Raw genomic sequence first — 19,819 nt, 5'->3', positions numbered from 1 at the left:
ATTTCAGATTCGCTCCAATTGCGGCAGCCAGACCCGGATCAGCGAGAACAGGCGGTCCAGGTCGATCGGTTTGGCCAGGTAGTCGTTGGCCCCGGCCTGCAGGCAGCGCTGCTGGTCATCCTTCATCGCCTTGGCGGTCACGGCGATGATCGGCAGCTTGCGCCAGCGCGGCTGCTGACGGATCAGGCGGGTGGCCTCGTAGCCGTCCATCTCCGGCATCATCACGTCCATCAGCACCAGGTCGATGTCATCGTTGGCCTCCAGGCACTCGATGGCTTCGCGCCCGTTGCGGCCGATCTCGACGATGGCGCCCTTGTGCTCCAGGGCGCTGGTCAGGGCAAAGATGTTGCGCACATCGTCGTCCACCAGCAGGACCTTGCGCCCCTCGAACACCTTGTCGCGGCTGCGCGCGGTCTTGAGCATGCGCTGGCGTTCGTTGGACAGCTGCGACTCGACCTTGTGCAGGAACAGCGTGACTTCGTCGAGCAGGCGCTCGGGCGAACGCGCGCCCTTGATGATGATCGAGCGCGAATACTTGAGCAGGTCGGCCTCTTCCTCGCGGGTGAGGTTGCGCCCGGTGTAGACGATCACTGGCGGGAAGCTGCGGATGTCCTCGGCGGTCATGCGCTTGAGCAGCTCGTTGCCGAGCATGTCGGGCAGCTTGAGGTCGATGATCATGCAGTCGTAGATGTTCTCGCGCAGCAGCGCCAGGGCGTCCTGGGCCATGGCCACGGCGGTGATCTGGATATCGTCGTCACCGATCAGGCGGGCGATGCTCTCGCGCTGCAGGTCATCGTCCTCCACCAGCAGGATGTGCTTGAGCTTCTGCGTGAGCTTGGCCTCCAGGCGGCCGAACACCGCCTTGAGCTCCTCGCGGCTGGTGGGTTTGACCGCGTAGCCCACCGCGCCCATGTGCATGGCCGCCTCGACGCGATCTTCCACCGAAATGATGTGCACCGGGATGTGCCGGGTGCCGGCCTGCTCTTTCAGGCGCTGCAGCACGGTGAGCCCGGAATGGTCGGGCAGGCGCATGTCCAGCAGGATGGCGTCGGGCAGGTACTGGGCGGCCAGCTCGAAGCCTTCGTCGGCGGCATGGGCGACCAGGCAGCTGTAGCCCAGCTCGTGGGCCAGGTCGAAGAGGATGCGGGCGAAGTTCGGCTCGTCCTCGATCACCAGGATGCAGCGGTTGGCGAACGGCGCCTGGGCGCGGTCGTCGGCAAAGGCCGGGGCCGGGCGCTCGGTGCGCACCGGCGCCGGTACCGGCGGCGCCGGCGGCAGTTCGTCGACCGCCGGGCGCAGGCTGTGCACCTCTACCTGCTGCGCCGACGGCTCGAAGTGCTCGGGCAGGATCAGGCTGAACACGCTACCCTGCCCCGGGCTGCTGTCAACATTGATCTGCCCGCCCAGCAGGTGCGCCAGGTCGCGGGAAATCGACAGGCCCAGACCGGTGCCGCCGTAGCGGCGGTTACTGGTGCCGTCGACCTGGTGGAAGGCGCCGAAGATCGCCTGCTGCTGGTCGGCGGCAATGCCGATACCGGTGTCGCGCACGGCAAAGACGATGCCCAGGCCGGCCTGGTGGCTGATGCCCAGGCTGACCTGGCCGCGCTCGGTGAACTTGATGGCGTTGGACAGCAGGTTCTTGAGGATCTGCTCCAGGCGCTGGCGGTCGGTGAACAGGCTCGCCGGCAACGGCTGCTCGAGTTTCACCTCGAAGGCCAGGCCCTTGTCCTGGGCCAGCGGCTGGAACATGCCCCGCAGCCCTTCGACCAGGCGCTCCAGCGGCGTGCTCTCGGCGCGCACCTCCAGCTTGCCGGCCTCGACCTTGGCGATGTCGAGGATATCGTTGATCAGGTTCAGCAGGTCGTTGCCGGCCGAGTAGATCGACTCGGCGAACTTGACCTGCTCCTCGCTGAGGTTGCCTTCGGCGTTCTCGGACAAGAGCTTGGCCAGGATCAGCGAGCTGTTGAGCGGCGTGCGCAGCTCATGGGACATGTTGGCGAGGAACTCGGACTTGTACTTGCTCGAACGCTGCAGGTCGTCGGCGCGGGCCTGCAGTTCGACCTGGGCCTGGTTCAGCTCGCTGTTCTTGCGATCCAGGGCCTCGGTGCGCTCGGCCAGCTGTTCGTTGGTCTGCTCCAGTTCCGCCTGCTGGGTCTCCAGGTGGGCCTGGGACTCCTTGAGCACCCGCGATTGCTCCTCGAGCTCTTCGTTGGCGGTCTTGAGCTCTTCCTGCTGCACCTGCAGCTCTTCGTTGAGCTGCTGGGTCTCGGCCAGTACTTCCTGCAGGCGCTGGCGGTAGCGTGCGCTCTCGATGGAGATGCCCAGGTTCTCGGTGATCCGCTCCAGCAGTTCGACGTCGCGCTCCTGCAGCGTGCGCAGGAAGCCCAGCTCCAGTACGCCGTTGACCCGCCCGTCGTCCTGGGACGGCACCAGCACGCCGCTGCGTGGCAGGCCGCGCCCCAGGCCAGAGCTCAGGCGGTAGTAATCCTCGGGCAGTTCGTCCAGGCGCAGCAGGCGCCTCTGGATCACCGCTTCGCCCAACAGGCCGGCATGATCGCCCAGACGCGGCTCGCTGCCCTGCTGCTCGGCGTCCAGCCCATAGGTGGCGACCCGCACCAGCTGGCCATGCTCGTCGCGCACGTACAACGCACCGACCACGCTGCCAAGGTAACCGGCGAAGAAGCGCAGGATATTGTCGCCGAGCATGGGCAAGGTCAGCTGCCCCAGCACCTGCTCGGCCAGCTGGGTCTGCCCGGCCCGCAGCCAGGCCTGTTGCTCCAGGCGCTCGGCGGCGCGCTGCTGGGCCTCCAGGTTCGACACATAGCTGGCCGATAGCGCCAGCAGGTCGCGGCGCCCCAGGTAGGCAAGCAAGGCACTCAGGGCGACGATGAACAGCACAAAGGCCGAGATCGCGGTCATGGTGACCGTGCTGACCGTCTCGTTGCGGGTCGTACGCAGTTGCTGCTCGGTGTTGATGAAGGTGTCGAACTCCTTGCGGATCTCGTCGGTCAGGCGCTTGCCGCGGCCACGGCCGATCGACGCCTGCACGTCGCCCTGGCTGCGGCGCTGGCTGATCATCTCGCTGCCGAAGGTATTCCACTCGCGCTGCAAGGCCGCGATGCGGTCAATGCGGTCGACCTGCTGGGGGTTGTCCGCGACCATTTCCTTCAAACTGTCCAGGCTGCCGAAAATACGCGGCTTGGCGACCTCATAGGGGTCGAGGAAACGCTCCTCGCCAGTCAGCAGGTAGCCGCGCATGCCGGTTTCCATGTCGATCGACAGCTTGATCGTCTCGTTGGCATTGCCGATCACCCGGTCGGTGTGCTCGACCCACTGCATGGCCGAGAGCAGGTAGTTGATCACCGCGACAAACGCCACGGCGCCCAGGAGCCCTACGCCCAGGGGCAGGCCGACGTTGCGGCTCAGCAGTTTGCGAAAGCTGCGTTGGTCCATCGAGGCTGCTTGAATCATCTGAAAGTGCCCGAGTGAAAAAAGTCCATTGAACAGACTGGCGTCTACATCGTGTAAGGGTTGCCCTGCGCCAGACCGACCGGGGGAATACAGCGAGTCTAACCAGCTTTGGCGGATCTGGCAGGGCATTTAGCCAGTATTTGAAGCCTGTCTGCGGCAATCGTTCCATCTATTTGCCGGTGCCGTTAAGCTTGGGAACTTCTGCCACCGCCTTGCGCACAGAGTAGAGACAATCCACCGAAACAGGATCCGCACAATGCACCTTCTGGTAGTCGAAGACGACGACATCGTACGCATGCTGATAGTCGAAGTGCTCGGCGAACTGGGCTACACCACTATCGAGGCCGACAGCGCCGGCGCGGCCCTGAAGATCATCGAGGATCCCGAGCAGTCCCTGGCACTGTTGATGACCGACGTCGGCCTGCCCGACCTGCGCGGCGAGGAACTGGCCGCCAAGGCCCGCGAGGCCCGGCCACTGCTGCCGGTGCTGTTCGCCAGCGGCTATGCCGAGAGTTTCACCGTGCCCGAGGGCATGCACCTGATCGGCAAGCCGTTCAGCATCGATCAACTGCGCGATAAGGTGCTGGAGATTCTCGGCGCGCCGTCCATGCCTGGCCTGTAGGAGCGGCCTTGTGCCGCGAAAGGGCTGCGAAGCAGCCCCGGCAATTGATGCATCAACGCAGAAGCCCTGGGGCCGCTCCGCGCCCCTTTCGCGGCACAAGGCCGCTCCTACAGGCGCCCAGCGAAAGGCACAGGCTGAAATAATTTGAACGTCTTGCGCTTTTAAGCTTCCAACGTTCGAGGTATGCCTCTTTCGCCGGAAAGCCACCATGAAGATGCCCTGCCGCGCACCCTGCGTCCTGCTGGAACTGGACTTCGTCCGCGACACCCTGTTCGGCCGGGTGGCCCAGCGCGCCGAGTGCCAGGTGCAACTGGCGGCCCTCAGCCTGCAAGGCCGCCCGGCACTGCGCCTGCATATCGAGCCGCCGCTGCCGGGCAAGGTCGAGAAAGCCCACAGCGTCGCCTTCGCCTGGGAAGGACGCAACTATCGCGGCGTGGTCCGCGAGCATGTCAAATGCGGTGACGGTGGCATCAACCTGCTGCTTGAACTTTTATGACCTCAGGCGCTGACCTTGCGCACGGTGGCCGGGGCCTTGCGCTGCGCCTTGACCCTTGCCACCAGGCCCAGCAGGTCATGACAGCTGTTGAGCTCGGCGATCGGCACGCCGGTCACGGTCAGGCAGTCGTCCAGGCTCTGTCCCTGGCCCAGGCGAATGGTGAGGTGTTCGCCGTCCGGGCAGCTCACCTCGCAGCGGTCAGGCAGGCAGGCCTGTTCGATCATCTGCCGCATCTCAAGCATTGAAACGCCAATCAACGACATGGTACGACCCTCTCTGTACTGGATGGCCTGTTGGGTGTGGTACGCCCTCGACTGGCAGGCTGCCAATTGATATTGCCCATGCCCGGGTGCAGGTCCATTCGCCCAGGCAATGACAACGTCGAAGTGCCTCTAGCACCTTAGTGGAAGAAACCGCTGGCATGGCAACGTTCGCTCGCCAGCGCCATGTTGGCGACGGATGGTCAACGCCTACAGGCGTGCCAGTTCCTCGCGACAGAACTCGACGAACAATTGCGCCGGCTTGGTCAGCTGCACGCGCTTGAGGTGCGCCGCCGCCAGGCCCGACAGCGCTACAGGCTCGGTGATGTCGAGGGTCACCAGGCGCTGTCCGTCGTAGGTGAATTCGGAATGCGGCCGGGTCACCAGCAGCGAGAAACCGAAACCCTGCCCCACCATGCCCCGGACCATCTCTATCGACGGCGAGCTGAAGACAATGTTCGGCGTCAGCCCCAGCTCGTTGAACAGACTGACGAAATAGGTGCGGCTCGGCGCCACGTCGAGCAGGATCATCGGTTCCGGGCACAGGTCGCGCAGCGACACCTGGGTTTGGCCGGCGAAACGGTGTTTTTCCGGCAGCAGCACATAGGGTTTCTGCGCTGGCATCAACGGCTCGGTCTCTATGGTGCCGTCCAGGTCATGGTCGTAGAGGAACGCCAGGTCGAAGGTGCCCGCCGTCAGGCCCTGGATCAGGTCCTGCTGTTCGCCGTCGCGAAGGCGGATGTCCACCCCGGGATAACGCTGGCGAAAACCGGCGATCAGTCGCGGCAGGTACAAAGGCGCCACGGTCTCGAAACAACCGATGTCGATCTGCCCGGCCACCGTGTCGTTGTCGGCCAGGGCGTTCTGCTCGAACTCATGGGCCATCTGCAGCAGGGCCCGGGTCTTGGCATAGAAGCGCTTGCCGCTGGGCGTCAGCGACACGCCCTGGGCGTGATGGCGGATGAACAGCTGCACGCCGAAGCTCTCTTCCAGGCTCTTGATCGCCGTGGAGATCGACGGCTGGGCGATATACAGCTGGCGCGAGGCCTCGGCGACGCTGCCGGCCTCCACCGTGGTGACGAAGTACTTGAGTTGGCGCAAGGTGTAGGAAGCCACGCTGACCTCTCTGGCGCCGGGAGCGGCGCACGGAATTTTTCTGTCAGCTTACCTCGGCTTGGCACCTGTGGGCTGATCGCGCAGGCAAGGATTTACCTTGGGGTTGAGCACAATTTTCCGTTGCGCCGCCCAACCGACCCAGCTCGTCAGACGGCCTGCAGCGGAATGTCCCCACCGGCGCCCTTGCCGTCGCGCCGCTCGCTCATCCAGTCATTGACCTTCTGCCCGAACTCGGCCGGCGCCTTGCGCCCGAAGCGCCGCGCCAGGTCGAGGATGGTCTGCTGGGCCAGCGCCTCCTCCATACGTTTCTGCGCCCCCAGCATCACCGCATGGATCGCGCAGGTGCCTTCGGTGGCCCAGGCCGGCGCGGCGCCCTCGAACACCGCGCAACGCTCGCGGATCTCCCGGCAGTCGAAGAGCTTCTTCGGCCCATCGATGGCCGTGACGATATCCAGTACGGTGATCTCGTCTGAAGGCCGCGCCAGACGGAATCCGCCGCGCACGCCTTCGGTCGCCGCCACCAATCCAGCGCGGGCCAGCTTGGTGAAGACCTTGGCCAGGTATTCCTGGGGCACGCCCTGCAACTCGGCCAGGTCGCGTACGCTGGATTCGCGGCTGTCGCCGCGCTCGTCCACCAGAAACAGCAGGCAATGGATGCCGTATTCGACGCCGGCGCTGTAAAGGGACATATCAATCTCCGACTAATTCTGTCGCAAATAGTACGCCCATAATCGGTGGCAGGCAAAGCCGGTCGTCGCCGTGCAAGCATATCAACATCCCAGCAGAAGCCAATAAACACGCTGGATACAGCCGATACACCTGCGTTTGCGAAAGGACGACCCGAAAAATAACACTTGCCGATTTAAACTACGATCAATACAGTCGTAGTTATTCGACGGGCCGTGAACGCCTCATCGAAGACCTTTTTCCTGTCCTTGCGGAGCATCCACATGACCTCTCGTATCCTGATCATCGGTGCCGGCTTTGCCGGTGTCTGGAGCGCCCTGAGCGCCGCCCGCCTGCTCGACCAGGCACAACGCGGCGACGTGCGCATCAGCGTGCTGGCCCCGCAGCCGCAACTGCGCATCCGTCCACGCTTCTACGAGGCCGACGTCCACACGCTGCAGGCACCGCTGGAGGCGCTGTTCGACGTGGTGGGCGTGGAGTTCATCCCTGGCACCGCCGACAGCATCGACAGCGCCGCCCGCCAGGTCGGCTACCGCGATGCCGATGGCCTGCCGCAGCAGCTCGCCTACGACCGCCTGATCCTCGCCGCCGGCAGCCAGGTGGCCCGCCCTGCCGTACCGGGCCTGGCCGAGCACAGCTTCGATGTCGACCAGATGGAGTCGGCCGTGCGCCTGGAACAGCACCTGCACGGCCTGGCCAGCCTGCCCGCCTCGCCGGCGCGCAACACCGTGGTGGTCTGCGGCGGCGGCTTCACCGGCATCGAGACCGCCACCGAGATGCCGCCGCGCCTGCGCGCCATCCTCGGTGAAGGCCATGCCCGCGTGGTGCTGATCGACCGTGGCGCCAGCGTCGGTGCCGCCCTCGGCGCCGGAATCACCCCGGCCATCGTCGCCGCCAGCGAGCAGGCGGGCGTCGAATGGCTGACCGGCACCTCGGTGGTGGCGGTGGATGCCGGTGGCGTGACCCTGGACAACGGCGAGTACATCGCCAGCAAGACCGTGATCTGGACCGCCGGCGTCAAGGCCAGCCCGTTGACCGCGCAGGTCGCCGGCGAGCGTGACGGCTTCGGTCGCCTGCGGGTCGACGACCACCTCAAGGTGATCGGCCAATCGCACATTTATGCCACCGGCGATGTGGCCTGGGCCGCGGTGGACGAGCTGGGCAACCACGCCCTGATGACCTGCCAGCACGCCATCCCCATGGGTCGCCACAGCGGCAACAACGCCATGGCCGACCTGCTGGGCCAGGCGCCGATAGCGTACCGCCAGCCCAAGTACGTCACCTGCCTGGACCTGGGCGACTGGGGCGCCGCGTACAGCGAAGGCTGGACCCGCGAACTGAAGCTGCAGGGCCAGGAAGGCAAGGTCCTCAAGCGCCAGATCAACTCGGTCTGGATCTACCCGCCGGCCGCCGACCGCGCCCTGGCCCTGGCGGCGGCCGACCCGCTGATTCCGATCGTCGAGTGAACGAAAACAACAGGCCCGTCCCGGAAGTGACGGGCCTGTTTGTATGCGTCATTACATTGAACGACTGGTCAATAATAGTGGCGTTATGTCATCATTCAGAAAAAACAACATGAACCGTGAGGATATAACCCCCCTTCGCAGTGCATCGAGAGCCTTTCCAGCCGAGCCCGGTCAGTCCGCGCTCTTGACGCCTGCCAGCCACCGTCAAGGAGCGTCGCATGCAGTTACGGAACATGAAGATCGGTATTCGGGCAGCAGGAATGTTCACCCTGCTCGGGATCCTGGTCCTGGCCCTGGGCCTGGTCGCCCTCTACGAAACCCGGCGGATGGACAGCGCCACCGACGAAATCCGTCTCACCTGGATGCCCGCCGTGCTCGCCCTGGGCGAGGTCAGCAGCAACCTGGGCCGGGCCCGCGCCCTGACCCTGCGCAGTGTCCTTGAGGACAGCAGCAGCGCCCGCCATGCCACGCTGGACAAGATCGTCCAGGTCAACCAACAGCTCGAAAACGACCTCAAGGCCTACGAGCGCACCATCTTCGCCGCGGACGACCGCGCCCTGTTCGACACCTTCATGGGCCTGAGCGAACGCTATCACGCACTGCAGCAAGCCATTCGCAGCGCCGCCGGCGATGACCGACTGGACGAGGCCCGACGTCTGGTCAACGGCCCGCTGGCCGAGTACGCCGACAGCATGATGAAGGCCCTGGCCGAACTGATCGACTACAACACCAAGGGCGCCGAGCAAGCCTCGCTGCGCAGCAGCGCGGCCTCCGACGAAGCCTTCAGCCTGATCATCGCCGCCATTGCCGTGATCACCCTGGCGCTGATCGGCATCGCCACCCTCCTCACCCGCAGTATCGTCGTGCCCCTGGCCGACGCCGTTGCCGTGGCCGAGCGGGTCGCCACCGGCGACCTGACCCGCGAGATCGTCGTGCTCGGCCGCGACGAACCGGCCTTGCTGCTGGCCGCCCTGAGCCGCATGCAGCATAGCCTGCGCGACACCCTGCGCAGGATTGCCGCGTCTTCCGACCAGCTGGCCTCGGCCTCCGAGGAGCTGCACACCGTCACCGAGGACACCAGCCGCGGCCTGCACCAGCAGAGCGCCGAGATCGATCAGGCCGCCACGGCGGTCAACCAGATGACCGCCGCCGTCGAAGAGGTAGCGAGCAACGCCGTGAGCACCGCCGACGCCTCCCAGGGCGCCGACCGCACTACCCGCGACGGTCGCGACCAGGTCAACCAGGCACTGGCCTCGATCCAGCACCTGGTCGATGACGTGACCGGCACCTCCGGGGAAATCGAGCAACTGGCCAGCCACGCCAACGAGATCAGCCAGGTCTTGGACGTGATCGGTTCGATCGCCGGGCAGACCAACCTGCTGGCCCTCAACGCCGCCATCGAGGCCGCCCGCGCCGGTGAGGCCGGCCGCGGTTTCGCGGTGGTCGCCGACGAGGTGCGTGCCCTGGCCCACCGCACCCAGCAGTCCACCGCGGAGATCGAGCAGATGATCGGCGGCATCCAGTCCGGCACCGAGCGTGCGGTCAGCGCCATGCACAGCAGCCAGGGCCGTGCCAACGGCACCCTGGCCGTGGCGCAGTCGGCCGGCCAGGCCCTGGAGCTGATTGCCGAGGCGATCGCCACCATCAACCAGCGCAACCTGGTGATCGCCACCGCCTCCGAACAACAGGCCCAGGTGGCCCGGGAGGTGGACCGCAACCTGGTGAACATCCGCGACCTGGCGATGCAGACCTCGGCGGGCGCCAACCAGACCAGCGCGGCGGCGCAGGACCTGTCGCGCCTGGCGGTGGAGCTGAACGGGATGGTGGCGCAGTTCAAAGTCTGAGCAAGCGCATTACATTGCCGCTCAACCGGGCTCCCAGCGGATGACGCCATCCGCCGGGAGCCCGCCTACGCCGGGACAGGTACCGGCAAATAGGAAAATCCGCCGCAATACGTGCGACCTGGCGACTATCTCCCCGCAGCCCCCGGAATCATGCTCCTGACGTTTGCATTCTGACGTCAAGGAACATCCATGCTGTTGAGAAACATGAAGATCGGTAAACGGGCGACCAGCCTGTTCACGCTGCTGGCCGGCCTGGTCCTGGCCATGGGCCTGGTGGCCTTGTACGAAACCCGGCAGATGAACGATGCCACCAACGAGATCCGCCGCAACTGGCTGCCGGCCGTGATCGCCCTCAACGAGATCGGCGGCACCCTGGCCCAGGAACGCGCCGCCACGCTGCGCGCGGCGCTGGAGGAAGACACCGACGAAAACGCCAGCGTCAACCTGCTCAACAGTATCGAGGAAGCGATCCAGCAGGACCTCAAGGATTACGAGAAGACCATCTCCGACGCCCAGGACCGCGGCCTGTTCAATGCCTTCCTGGTGGCGCGCCAGCAATACACCCAGCAACAGCAACAGGTGCTGGCGAACATCGGCGCCGGGCGCATGGCTGAAGCAAGGCGCCTGATCAACGGCCCGCTGATCCAGCGCGCCGACCGCATGATGGACGCCATGGCAACACTGGTGGCCTTCAACTACAAAGGCGCGGAAGCGGCCTCGCACCGCAGCGACACGGTCAGCGACCAGGCGTATGCGGTGATCATCACGGCACTGGTGCTGATCGTCCTGGCACTGATCGCCATCGCCACCCTGTTCACCCGCAGCGTCGTCGCGCCGCTGGCCGACGCCGTCATGGTGGCCGAGCGCATCGCCACCGGCGACCTGACCCGCGAGATCACGGTAGTCGGCCACGACGAGCCGGCATTGCTGCTGCACGCCCTGCGCCGCATGCAGCAGAGCCTGCGCGACACCATCGGCAAGATCGCCGCGTCCTCCGACCGCCTGGCCTCGGCCTCCGAAGAGCTGCACAGCGTCACCGAGGACACCAGCCGCGGCCTGCAGCAGCAAAGCACCGAAATCGACCAGGCCGCCACTGCGGTCAACCAGATGACCAGCGCCGTCGAGGAAGTGGCGAGCAACGCGGTGAGCACCGCCGAGGCCTCCCAAGGCGCGGACCAGACCACCCGGGACGGCCGTGACCAGGTCAACCAGGCGCTGGCTTCGATCCAGCATCTGGTCGACGATGTCACCGGTACCGCCGGGGAGATCGAACAGCTGGCCAGCAGCGCCAACGAGATTACCCGGGTGCTGGATGTGATCGGCTCGATCGCCGGGCAGACCAACCTGCTGGCCCTCAACGCCGCCATCGAGGCCGCCCGTGCCGGCGAAGCCGGGCGTGGCTTCGCCGTGGTCGCCGACGAGGTGCGGGCGCTGGCCCATCGCACCCAGCAGTCCACCGCCGAGATCGAACAGATGATCGGCGGCATCCAGGTCGGCACCGAGCGCGCGGTCAGCGCCATGCACAGCAGCCAGGGCCGTGCCAGCGGCACCCTGGAGGTGGCGCAATCGGCCGGCCAGGCCCTGGAACTGATTGCCCGGACCATCGCCTCGATCAACCAGCGCAACCTGGTGATCGCCAGCGCTTCGGAACAACAGGCCCAGGTGGCGCGGGAAGTGGACCGCAACCTGATGAACATCCGCGACTTGTCGATGCAGACCACGACCGGGGCCAACCAGACCAGCGCATCGGCCCAGGACCTGTCGCACCTGGCGCTGGAACTCAATGGGCTGGTGGCGCAGTTCAAGGTCTGATTCGGGTCGCCCTGCGCTCCATCGCCGGCAAGCCGGCTCCCACGTGATTCTTCCAGAGATGCATACCGTGGGCGCGGGCTTGCCCCGCGATGGCGCCCCCCCAGACGACACAAAACCCCTCGCCAAGCGCCGCGTCTCGGTGCACCCTGATGCTCTAACGCACAAGGACCCGCAAAGCACATGGCGAAATGGCTCGACGGCGGCGGCCTCATGGCCGAACGCATCCGCAACCACGACTGGTCGTCGACCACCCTGGGCCCCCTTGCCAGCTGGCCCGATGTGCTCAAGACCACGGTTGCCCTGTGCCTGGCCTCGCGCTTTCCCCAGGCCGTGCTGTGGGGCGACGCGCTGATCACCCTGCACAACGACGCCTTCAGCGAAATCCTCGGCAACAAACCCTCTGCCCTGGGCCGCCCCTTCAGCGCGGTCTGGCAGGAAGCCTGGAGCGATATCCGCCACCTGGCCCAGCGCGCCCTCGACGGCGAAGCCGTATACATCGAAGATTTCCCGCTGATGATCGAGCGCCACGGCAGCCCGGAGCGCGCCTACTTCACCTTCTGCTACAGCCCCATCCGCGACCACGACGGGCAGGTGGTGGGGATGATCGACACGGTTACCGAGACCACCGCCAGCGTGGTGGCCAACCAGCGCCTGAACTTTCTCGACAGTTTGAGCCGGGCGGCGGCCAACGCCATCGACCCTGAACGGGTCATGGCCACCACCACGCGCCTGCTGGGCGAGCACCTGCACCTGTCGAGCTGCGCCTATGCGGTCATGGCCCCCGACGAGGACGGTTTCACCATCTGCGGCGACTGGGTCGCGCCAGGTTCGCCGCGCCTGCTTGGCCAGTACCGCCTTGCCGACTTCGGCGATCTGGCCGTCAGCCGCCTGCGCGCTGGGCTGGCGCTGGTGATCGAGGACAACCTTGCGCAACTGTCACCCCATGAATCGGCGACCTTCCAGGCCATCGGCATTACCGCCACCATCTGCATGCCCTTGATCAAGGAAGGCCGCCTGACGGCGCTGATGGCCATCCATGACAAGGCGCCCAGGACGTGGACCCGCTACGAGAGGGCCTTGATCGGTGAGGCCACGGAGCGCTGCTGGGCACATATCCAGCGGGTCCAGGCCAATGCCGAGGTGCGCGAGGCGTTGACGGCGCTGGAGGCCCTCAACGCCACCCTCGAGCAACGCGTGGAGGAGCGCACCAGCCAGCTGCTGCACACCGAGGCCGTGCTGCGCCAGGCGCAGAAGCTCGAGGCCATCGGCCAATTGACCGGCGGCGTGGCACACGATTTCAACAACCTGCTGACCATCATCCGCTCCTCCATCCACTTCCTGCAGCGGGCGGACCTCGACGAGACTCGGCGCAGCCGCTACTTCAAGACCGTCTCCGACACCGTCGACCGCGGCGCCAAGCTCACCGGGCAACTGCTCGCCTTCGCCCGCCGCCAGGCCCTCAGCCCGCAGGTGTTCGAGGCCGGTCCCAGGCTCGAGGCCATGGCCGAGATGCTCGACACCGCCACTGGCGCCCGCATCCAGGTCGGCCTGGAACTGCCCGACACGCCCTGCCACGTGCACGCCGACCTCGGCCAGCTGGAAACCGCGGTGATCAACCTGATGATCAATGGCCGTGACGCCATGGACGGCATCGCGGGCACGCTGCGTCTGCGCCTGGAGGCCAATCAGCGACTGCCGGCGTTGCGTGGACAGGCGGCGCAGGACGGGCCGTTCGCGGCGATCTCGGTCATCGACAGTGGCGTCGGCATCGCCCCGCACCTGCTGGAGCGCATCTTCGATCCGTTCTTCACCACCAAGGCCGCCGGCCAGGGCACCGGGCTTGGCCTGTCGCAGGTGTTCGGCTTCGTCAAGCAATCCGGTGGCGATGTGCAGGTGCTCAGCGTGCCAGGCCAGGGCACCACCTTCACCCTGTATCTGCCCCAGGTGCCGCAGGCCGATGGCGAAACACCTGACGTGACGGTGCCGCTGGTCCTGCCCGGCGAGCGCAAGCGCATCCTGGTGGTGGAGGACAATCCGGATGTCGGCAGCTTCACCGCGCAGATCTTGCGTGACCATGGCTACCAGATCAGCTGGGCGACCTCGGCCGAGGATGCCCTGGCCCAGATCGCGGCGGCCCGCGGCGGATTCGACGCAGTGTTCTCCGATGTGGTGATGCCGGGCATGGGCGGTCTCGCCCTGGCCAGGGAACTGCGGCGCAGCCAACCGCAACTGCCGGTGATTCTCACCTCCGGCTACAGCGAAGCGATCGCCGAAGGTGGCCACCAGGGCTTCGCGTTCCTGGCCAAGCCCTATTCGGCCGAACAGGTGTGCCAGATGCTGGGGGATGTACTGGCTAGTCGGTGAGTCGTATCAACTCACCATGGCATGGGAGCGGGCTGCATGCTGTTCGAGGTTTCCTCCACAGCGTTCACTTTCGCGTCGCCAATAGCCGCGCCAGACTCTGCCCCAGCTCGTCCTGGCGAAACGGTTTGCGCAGTACCTCGAAGCCATGCAACTCACGTGGCGTCAGGTTGGTGTAACCGGTAATGATCAGCACCGGCAATTGCACCAGCTGCTCGCGCACCTGCTGGGCGAAGCGCACGCCGGTAGTCTCGGCCATGACATGATCGGTCAGCAGCACATCGGGCAGCAGGCCCTTGTCCAGCAACGCCAACGCCTGGGCCGGTCCCTCGGCCTCGGTCACCTCGTAGCCGAGGGCGCGCAGTTGCAGGAGCGTGGCCTGACGCACCAGTGGCTCGTCGTCCACCAGCAGCACGCGGATCTGGCCTTGCGCCCGGGGAACCTCGAGCGGCTTGGCCGCTTCATCAACCACTTCCTGCTCGCTGGCCGGGAGCCACAAGGTCGCTTCGGTGCCCTCACCCACGCGCGAACGAATGCCGAAGCCGCCGCCGGACTGCAGCGCCAGGCCCTGCACCATCGGCAAGCCAAGCCCGGTGCTGCGGCCCACGCCCTTGGTCGAGTAGAACGGCTCGACGCAATGCGCCAGCACCTCCTCGCTCATGCCACAGCCATTGTCGGTGACCCGCAGCCACACCTGTGGCCCTGCCTGCAGACCGGGCGGACCAGGCGTACCGTCGCCGCCAAGACCGGCGCGTATGGTCAACTTCCCGCCCTCGCCCATGGCATCGCGGGCATTGACCACCAGGTTCAGCAAAGCCAGTTCGAGCTGGTGCGGGTCCACCAGCACCCCCGGCAGTGCCGTCTCGACACTGACCTCCATGGCAACGGTCGGGCCCAGCGAGCGAGCGATCAGCTCGCGCATGTCCCCCACCAGTGCCGCCAGCGACACCGTCGTCGGCTTGAGGGTCTGCCGCCGCGCGAAGCTGAGCAGGCGCCCGACCAGATTGCGCGCGCGCTCGGCCGCCTGCAGGCCGCCATCGATGAGACGCTCGGCGCGCTCCGGTTGCGGATGGCGGCGCAGCAGTTCCAGGGAAGCGATGATCGGTGTCAGCATGTTGTTGAGGTCGTGGGCAATGCCGCCGCTAAGCTGGCCGATCATCTCCATCTTGCGTGCTTCGTGCAGTTGCACCAGTGCGGCCTCGCGCTGGGCAAGCATGTTGGCCACCCGCTCCTCCAGGTTTTCGTTGAGCATGTGCAGGGCGCGCTCGGCACGGGCGTGAGTGACCGCCGCCCAGACCTGCCGGGCGGCCTCTTCCACCAGCAGGCATTCGCTCTCGCCCCAGGCATGGGGTGTATGAAAATGCACCGCGAGCATCGCCTCCAGATGCTCGGCGCGCAGCACCGGCACGTGCAGCGTGGCGCACAGGCCCTTGAACCGGGCCGACGCGCCCTTGCTCGGTTCATAGTTGCGCTGCACCGCCTGGCCGGCCAGCAAGGCCTCACGCAGGGCCGGGTCCAGGGCCGAGTACTGGTTGAAGCCGACCATCGACGGTACTTCGGCGGCCCACTCCTGAGCAACTCGATAGCGTCGGCCATCGCCCAGGTCCTCGCCGAAGCAGACCCGCGCCGCGCCCAGTTCCTCCCCCAGGCGGCGCACCGCATGGGCCTCGATGCGCTCGGCCTCGCCCAGGCCCGGCAAGGCCTGGCGCAACTCCTGGAGAAACGCCTGGCGTTGCTGGAAACGCACCCGCTCGGTGGTGTCGGTGACGATGCACAGCACGCCGCCCACCCCACCGTCGGCCTCGCGCACGGCAGAGTAGGAGACATCGAAATAGGCGGTTTCGCCCGGGCCATGTCGCTCGATATAGAACGGCCGATCCCGGGCCGAGAAGGTCACCCCGGTTTCACGCACTCCGCGCAGCAGCGGCTCGAGGTCGTTCCACAACTCGCTCCAGTGCTCCTGTCCGGGCCGGCCCAGGGCCGCGGGGTGCTTGCTGCCGATGGTCGGCCAGTAGGCATCGTTGTACAACGCGATGTACTGCGGCCCCCAGAACAGCACGATCTGCGCCTGCGCCGGCAGGAGCATGGCCACCACCGACTGCAGCACTGGTGACCAGCCATCCGGGACTCCGAGCGGAGACTGTCGCCAGTCCATCGCCTGCAACAGGCAGCTGACTTCGCCACCGCCGCCCAGGAAGCTCGGCAGTGCTTGCAGATTAACCGTCTTGCTCTCCTGGCGCGCTTTCATGTCTCGGTTTTCCCGGGCACGTTTTCTTTCCTCTGAGGGTAAGAAGTCGCCCGGTGGCAAAACGTTCCATCGGATCGACGCCGACGATCAACGGCGTCCTTCGGCCAGCATGCGCAGCGCCAGTGCCGCCAGCACCGTGCCCATCAGCCAGCGCTGGACTTGCTGCCACACCGGCCTGCCGGCCAGGAACACGGCGATGGAACCGGCCATCAGCGCGATCAGCGCGTTGACCGTGACGCTGATGGCGATCTGCGTGCTGCCCAGCACCAGCGACTGCGCCAGCACGCTGCCGTGGCCGGGCTCGATGAACTGCGGCATCAGCGACAGGTACATGACCGCGATCTTGGGGTTCAGCAGGTTGGTCAGAAACCCCATCATGAACAGCCGCCGCGGGCTGTCGGCCGGCAGGGCGCGGACCTGGAACGGCGAACGCCCGCCCGGGCGCAGCGCCTGCCAGGCCAGGTACAGCAGGTACAGCGCGCCGCCGATGCGCAGGGCGTCGTAGGCGAAAGGCACGGCCATGACCAGCGCGGTGATGCCCAGCGCGGCGCAGAGCATATAGAAGACGAAGCCCAGCGCCACGCCACCCAGCGAGATCAAGCCGGCGCCACGCCCCTGGCAGATGGAGCGGGAGATCAGGTAGATCATGTTGGGGCCCGGCGTCAGCACCATGCCCAGGCTGATCAGGGCGAAGGCCAGCAGGTTGGAGGGTTCTGGCATTGCAAGTCCTCTTTGTCGGTAGTGCCATACCTGGCATTTTTGCCAGTTTCACTGGCCAGGGGCGCACGTTAACGTGGATTGGTCATTTCTGAACAGTGGGGACGCCAATGAGCAGTCCGGCGACCAGGCTGTTGGCGAGCGACCTGGCACGCTCGGTGTTGCGAGGGGCAAGCCATGGGTTTGCCTATTCGGCCTATGGATACGATGCGGTTCGCGAGTCGCCTTGTTTACGCCTTGGCTTCAATGGTGTGATGCGTGATCCACAGGCAGGGGTCTACCTACTGGGCAACGGGTATCGCGCCTACAGAACGGTGCTGATGAGGTTCTGCTCACCAGACAGGTTGAGTCCTTTCGCTACGGGGGGGATAAATGCTTATGCGTACTGCGAAGGAGACCCTGTCAACCACACCGATCCTGAAGGAAGCCGCAGGCTGAGTACCCTGAGGAACGAAACGTTCCCAGTGTTGGCCAGAACTGAAAGAGCTCTCAGGATCGCCCAACAACTACCGAATGCCGCAAACCCTCCACGCCTGACAATGACTTTCCCGGCCACCATTGGCGAGGGGATATCCGATACACATCAGGGCAGGATCAATGAAGTACAGAATGCAGGTAGCAACCTCATGAGTGCGGCCAACCAGTTGGTCAACACACCTTCGCAGCAGAGTCTCAGAACATGGGAGGTACAACTCGATAATTACGAGCGCCTGCGAATGACGTTAATCAATGACCTACAGAATGAAGCTAGCGCTCTGCGGGATATGCAAACGGAAATACTCCTCCCCCCGAATCAGGCTGATTGACGCGCGCTTACCCATAACTACTTACACCTTATTCCTTGAATCACGTGTCCTCCCCCGGTACTCTTTGCCCGTTGCTGTAAGTCCAGCAGCCGGGTTTGGTAGCCCGCGATCAATCAAGGCGCACAAGCGCCCGCTCAACGATTCAGTCGGCGCTTTTTTGTGTCCGCTGTTTTGTTCAATGGCGGCTGTGCGCAGGGCGCCCCCGTGCGCGCCGGTTTCCTTGATTCCCGGTCTACCAACCTGCGTTCAGCCGTCACCATTCGTTTGGTAGCGAACTGTGGCGGCTCCATTGAATCAAGGAGCGACACAATGACAAAAGGCTTACCTGATCCTCCGTCTCGCGCCACCACGGCGCACTCCAGCTTCGGCAATTGCGAATGCAGCCACCCTTCCCTGTTCGCCGTGCGTGAAGGCGTGGACTTCGAAGATGCGCTGGTGCACCTGTCCACCCTGCTCAAAGGCGCATTCGCCACCAACCTCAAGGCCATGGAGCTGGCGACCGGCACCTGTCACGACCTGCTGCTGGGCAACGACCACGGGCTGGACGCGGCCAAGGCGGTAGTCGAGGCGTTGCTCGATGGCGTGGAAATGCAGCAGGTGGAAAAGGCGCGCCTGCGTACCGTCTGAAGGGCTTCATCGCGCCCCCTGTGGGAGCGGGCTTGCCCGCGAACACCGGCGCAGCCGGTGCCATAAACCGCATTACCTTCTTCGCGGGTAAACCCGCTCCCACAGGGTAGGCGATTCGCTCTTGTGCGGGCCCGCAAACCGGCAACTCACCCTGTCGCAGATGAAACCCAACCTCAGATACGACGAAAAACTGCACAATTGATAGTCATTCGCCATTAACTCGTTCTCGGAAGCACCCGCCCGGGGGTAGAATGCCGCAAAACCGGGAGCCGCGATGAACCAGGACCGCCACATTCCAAGCGACGAAGATGCCATTACCGATGCCGCCGCGCATTGGTGCATGCGCCTGCACGCCGACGACTGCACGGCGGGCGAGCGCGAGGCGTTCGGCCAATGGTTGGCGAGCGACCCGCGGCACGCCGAGGAATACCAGGCGATGCTGGAAATCTGGGACACCGCCGACCTGCTCCCACGTAGCGCCCAGGTGATCCCACTGCCCACCCGGCAAGCGACGCCGACGCGTCACTGGCGCCCGTTCGCCTCGGCTGCCGCCATCGCCCTGCTCGCCTTGCCCCTGGCCGGTTGGGTCGGCTGGGAGCAAGGTTGGCTGCCCAACGGCTACCAGCACTTCGAAGCCACCGACCAGTTGCGCCACGTGCGCCTGAGCGACGGCAGCAGCGTCGAGCTGAACCTGCATAGCGAATTGCGCTTCCTCAACTACAAGGACGAGCGCAAGGTCACCCTGGTCAAGGGCGAGGCATTCTTCAAGGTCACCCACGACAGCAACCACCCGTTCATCGTCCACGCCGCCAACGGCCAGACCCGGGTTACCGGGACCCAGTTCAACGTGTGGAAGTATCAGGACCAGGTCAAGGTGACGCTGGTGGAAGGCTCGGTGCTGGTGAGCGCCGGCGGCAACACTGGCGGCTACCGTCTTGGCCCGGGCATGCAGGCCAGCTACCACAAGGGCGATTTCGAACCCGAACTGAACCAGAGCGACGATTACGCCAACAGCCTGGCCTGGCGCAGCGGCAAGCTGGTGCTGGACAACCTCAGCCTCGGCCAGGCCCTGCCGGTGATCAACCGCTACCTGGACAAGCCGCTCATGGTGGCCGACGACAGCACCGCCAGCATTCGCATCAGCGGTGTCTACAGCACAAGCGAGGTTGCACGCCTGGTCGACACCCTGCCCAAGGTGCTGCCGGTGTACCTGACCCGCAGCAAGGACGGTAGCACCGTCCTCAACCGCATCGTCCCCGCGCCGACCCGCGGCTGAGCTGAAGCTG

Annotated in this window: 15 protein-coding genes; 9 read left to right on the top strand and 6 right to left on the bottom strand. The window is 65.5% G+C overall.

All coding sequences use genetic code 11. From position 1 onward, the window contains the following. Window positions 1-3: 3 nt before the first annotated feature. Window positions 4-3,471, bottom strand: coding sequence for a response regulator (locus tag PRtIB026_RS15020; RefSeq protein WP_267812377.1), 3,468 nt, complete (start codon window positions 3,469-3,471; stop codon window positions 4-6). A 256-nt stretch (window positions 3,472-3,727) separates the two neighbouring features. On the opposite strand from PRtIB026_RS15020, the gene PRtIB026_RS15015 reads away from it, so the two are divergent. Both PRtIB026_RS15015 and PRtIB026_RS15010 read left to right on the top strand, forming a co-directional pair. Next, window positions 3,728-4,093 (top strand): response regulator, encoded by a 366-nt coding sequence (locus tag PRtIB026_RS15015; RefSeq protein ID WP_203646789.1) that lies wholly within the window; start codon window positions 3,728-3,730, stop codon window positions 4,091-4,093. A 208-nt stretch (window positions 4,094-4,301) separates the two neighbouring features. After that, the gene (locus PRtIB026_RS15010; RefSeq protein ID WP_186714385.1) at window positions 4,302-4,589 is read left to right on the top strand and encodes a hypothetical protein; all 288 of its coding nucleotides are present in this window, start codon (window positions 4,302-4,304) and stop codon (window positions 4,587-4,589) included. 2 nt (window positions 4,590-4,591) lie between these two features. Here PRtIB026_RS15010 and PRtIB026_RS15005 read toward each other — a convergent pair whose 3' ends face one another. The 3 genes from PRtIB026_RS15005 to PRtIB026_RS14995 all read right to left on the bottom strand — a co-directional run bounded on the left by PRtIB026_RS15005 (window position 4,592) and on the right by PRtIB026_RS14995 (window position 6,654). Beyond that, window positions 4,592-4,852 carry a DUF1652 domain-containing protein gene (locus PRtIB026_RS15005; protein WP_203646791.1) on the bottom strand — a complete coding sequence of 87 codons (261 nt, stop codon included), beginning with the start codon at window positions 4,850-4,852 and terminating at the stop codon, window positions 4,592-4,594. A 207-nt stretch (window positions 4,853-5,059) separates the two neighbouring features. Beyond that, window positions 5,060-5,965 carry a LysR family transcriptional regulator gene (locus tag PRtIB026_RS15000; RefSeq protein ID WP_203646793.1) on the bottom strand — a complete coding sequence of 302 codons (906 nt, stop codon included), beginning with the start codon at window positions 5,963-5,965 and terminating at the stop codon, window positions 5,060-5,062. A gap of 146 nt (window positions 5,966-6,111) precedes the next feature. Next, window positions 6,112-6,654, bottom strand: a complete 543-nt coding sequence (locus PRtIB026_RS14995) for an RrF2 family transcriptional regulator (RefSeq protein ID WP_186714388.1) — start codon at window positions 6,652-6,654, stop codon at window positions 6,112-6,114. 261 nt (window positions 6,655-6,915) lie between these two features. On the opposite strand from PRtIB026_RS14995, the gene PRtIB026_RS14990 reads away from it, so the two are divergent. The 4 genes from PRtIB026_RS14990 (at window position 6,916) to PRtIB026_RS14975 (ending at window position 14,138) form a co-directional block, all read left to right on the top strand. Continuing rightward, window positions 6,916-8,118: an NAD(P)/FAD-dependent oxidoreductase gene (locus PRtIB026_RS14990; RefSeq protein WP_203646795.1), complete on the top strand. Its 1,203-nt coding sequence runs from the start codon at window positions 6,916-6,918 to the stop codon at window positions 8,116-8,118. A 218-nt stretch (window positions 8,119-8,336) separates the two neighbouring features. Continuing rightward, the gene (locus PRtIB026_RS14985) at window positions 8,337-9,962 is read left to right on the top strand and encodes a methyl-accepting chemotaxis protein (RefSeq protein ID WP_203646797.1); all 1,626 of its coding nucleotides are present in this window, start codon (window positions 8,337-8,339) and stop codon (window positions 9,960-9,962) included. Between the two features lie 189 nt (window positions 9,963-10,151). Continuing rightward, window positions 10,152-11,774 carry a methyl-accepting chemotaxis protein gene (locus tag PRtIB026_RS14980; RefSeq protein WP_203646799.1) on the top strand — a complete coding sequence of 541 codons (1,623 nt, stop codon included), beginning with the start codon at window positions 10,152-10,154 and terminating at the stop codon, window positions 11,772-11,774. Window positions 11,775-11,954: 180 nt separating this feature from the next. Beyond that, window positions 11,955-14,138 (top strand): response regulator, encoded by a 2,184-nt coding sequence (locus tag PRtIB026_RS14975; protein WP_203646801.1) that lies wholly within the window; start codon window positions 11,955-11,957, stop codon window positions 14,136-14,138. Window positions 14,139-14,202: 64 nt separating this feature from the next. Here the strand turns inward: PRtIB026_RS14975 and PRtIB026_RS14970 are convergent, their stop codons facing one another. Together PRtIB026_RS14970 and PRtIB026_RS14965 are read right to left on the bottom strand one after the other, a co-directional pair. Continuing rightward, window positions 14,203-16,383 carry an ATP-binding protein gene (locus PRtIB026_RS14970; RefSeq protein WP_203646803.1) on the bottom strand — a complete coding sequence of 727 codons (2,181 nt, stop codon included), beginning with the start codon at window positions 16,381-16,383 and terminating at the stop codon, window positions 14,203-14,205. Window positions 16,384-16,470: 87 nt separating this feature from the next. Further along, the gene (locus PRtIB026_RS14965) at window positions 16,471-17,103 is read right to left on the bottom strand and encodes a LysE family translocator (protein WP_203646805.1); all 633 of its coding nucleotides are present in this window, start codon (window positions 17,101-17,103) and stop codon (window positions 16,471-16,473) included. Between the two features lie 107 nt (window positions 17,104-17,210). On the opposite strand from PRtIB026_RS14965, the gene PRtIB026_RS26665 reads away from it, so the two are divergent. From PRtIB026_RS26665 to PRtIB026_RS14950, 3 genes are all read left to right on the top strand, one after another. Continuing rightward, window positions 17,211-17,906 (top strand): RHS repeat-associated core domain-containing protein, encoded by a 696-nt coding sequence (locus PRtIB026_RS26665; RefSeq protein ID WP_203646807.1) that lies wholly within the window; start codon window positions 17,211-17,213, stop codon window positions 17,904-17,906. Between the two features lie 393 nt (window positions 17,907-18,299). Next, window positions 18,300-18,533, top strand: a complete 234-nt coding sequence (locus tag PRtIB026_RS14955; RefSeq protein WP_028689390.1) for a hypothetical protein — start codon at window positions 18,300-18,302, stop codon at window positions 18,531-18,533. A gap of 274 nt (window positions 18,534-18,807) precedes the next feature. Continuing rightward, the gene (locus PRtIB026_RS14950) at window positions 18,808-19,809 is read left to right on the top strand and encodes a FecR family protein (RefSeq protein ID WP_203646808.1); all 1,002 of its coding nucleotides are present in this window, start codon (window positions 18,808-18,810) and stop codon (window positions 19,807-19,809) included. The last annotated feature ends 10 nt before the right edge of the window (window positions 19,810-19,819 follow it).

The organism is Pseudomonas sp. RtIB026 (assembly GCF_016861355.2).
Lineage (GTDB): Bacteria > Pseudomonadota > Gammaproteobacteria > Pseudomonadales > Pseudomonadaceae > Aquipseudomonas > Aquipseudomonas peradeniyensis.
This window is presented reverse-complemented; position numbering and strand designations above follow the sequence as displayed.

Bases quoted from the DNA above. Each gene is read 5' to 3' on its own strand.
- PRtIB026_RS15010 (WP_186714385.1), top strand. From the start codon at position 4,302: ATGAAGATGCCCTGCCGCGCACCCTGCGTCCTGCTGGAACTGGACTTC.
- PRtIB026_RS14990 (WP_203646795.1), top strand. From the start codon at position 6,916: ATGACCTCTCGTATCCTGATCATCGGTGCCGGCTTTGCCGGTGTCTGG.
- PRtIB026_RS14965 (WP_203646805.1), bottom strand. From the start codon at position 17,103: ATGCCAGAACCCTCCAACCTGCTGGCCTTCGCCCTGATCAGCCTGGGC.
- PRtIB026_RS14980 (WP_203646799.1), top strand. From the start codon at position 10,152: ATGCTGTTGAGAAACATGAAGATCGGTAAACGGGCGACCAGCCTGTTC.
- PRtIB026_RS15020 (WP_267812377.1), bottom strand. From the start codon at position 3,471: ATGATTCAAGCAGCCTCGATGGACCAACGCAGCTTTCGCAAACTGCTG.
- PRtIB026_RS15015 (WP_203646789.1), top strand. From the start codon at position 3,728: ATGCACCTTCTGGTAGTCGAAGACGACGACATCGTACGCATGCTGATA.
- PRtIB026_RS15005 (WP_203646791.1), bottom strand. From the start codon at position 4,852: ATGTCGTTGATTGGCGTTTCAATGCTTGAGATGCGGCAGATGATCGAA.
- PRtIB026_RS14950 (WP_203646808.1), top strand. From the start codon at position 18,808: ATGAACCAGGACCGCCACATTCCAAGCGACGAAGATGCCATTACCGAT.
- PRtIB026_RS26665 (WP_203646807.1), top strand. From the start codon at position 17,211: ATGAGCAGTCCGGCGACCAGGCTGTTGGCGAGCGACCTGGCACGCTCG.
- PRtIB026_RS14995 (WP_186714388.1), bottom strand. From the start codon at position 6,654: ATGTCCCTTTACAGCGCCGGCGTCGAATACGGCATCCATTGCCTGCTG.
- PRtIB026_RS14975 (WP_203646801.1), top strand. From the start codon at position 11,955: ATGGCGAAATGGCTCGACGGCGGCGGCCTCATGGCCGAACGCATCCGC.
- PRtIB026_RS14985 (WP_203646797.1), top strand. From the start codon at position 8,337: ATGCAGTTACGGAACATGAAGATCGGTATTCGGGCAGCAGGAATGTTC.
- PRtIB026_RS14970 (WP_203646803.1), bottom strand. From the start codon at position 16,383: ATGAAAGCGCGCCAGGAGAGCAAGACGGTTAATCTGCAAGCACTGCCG.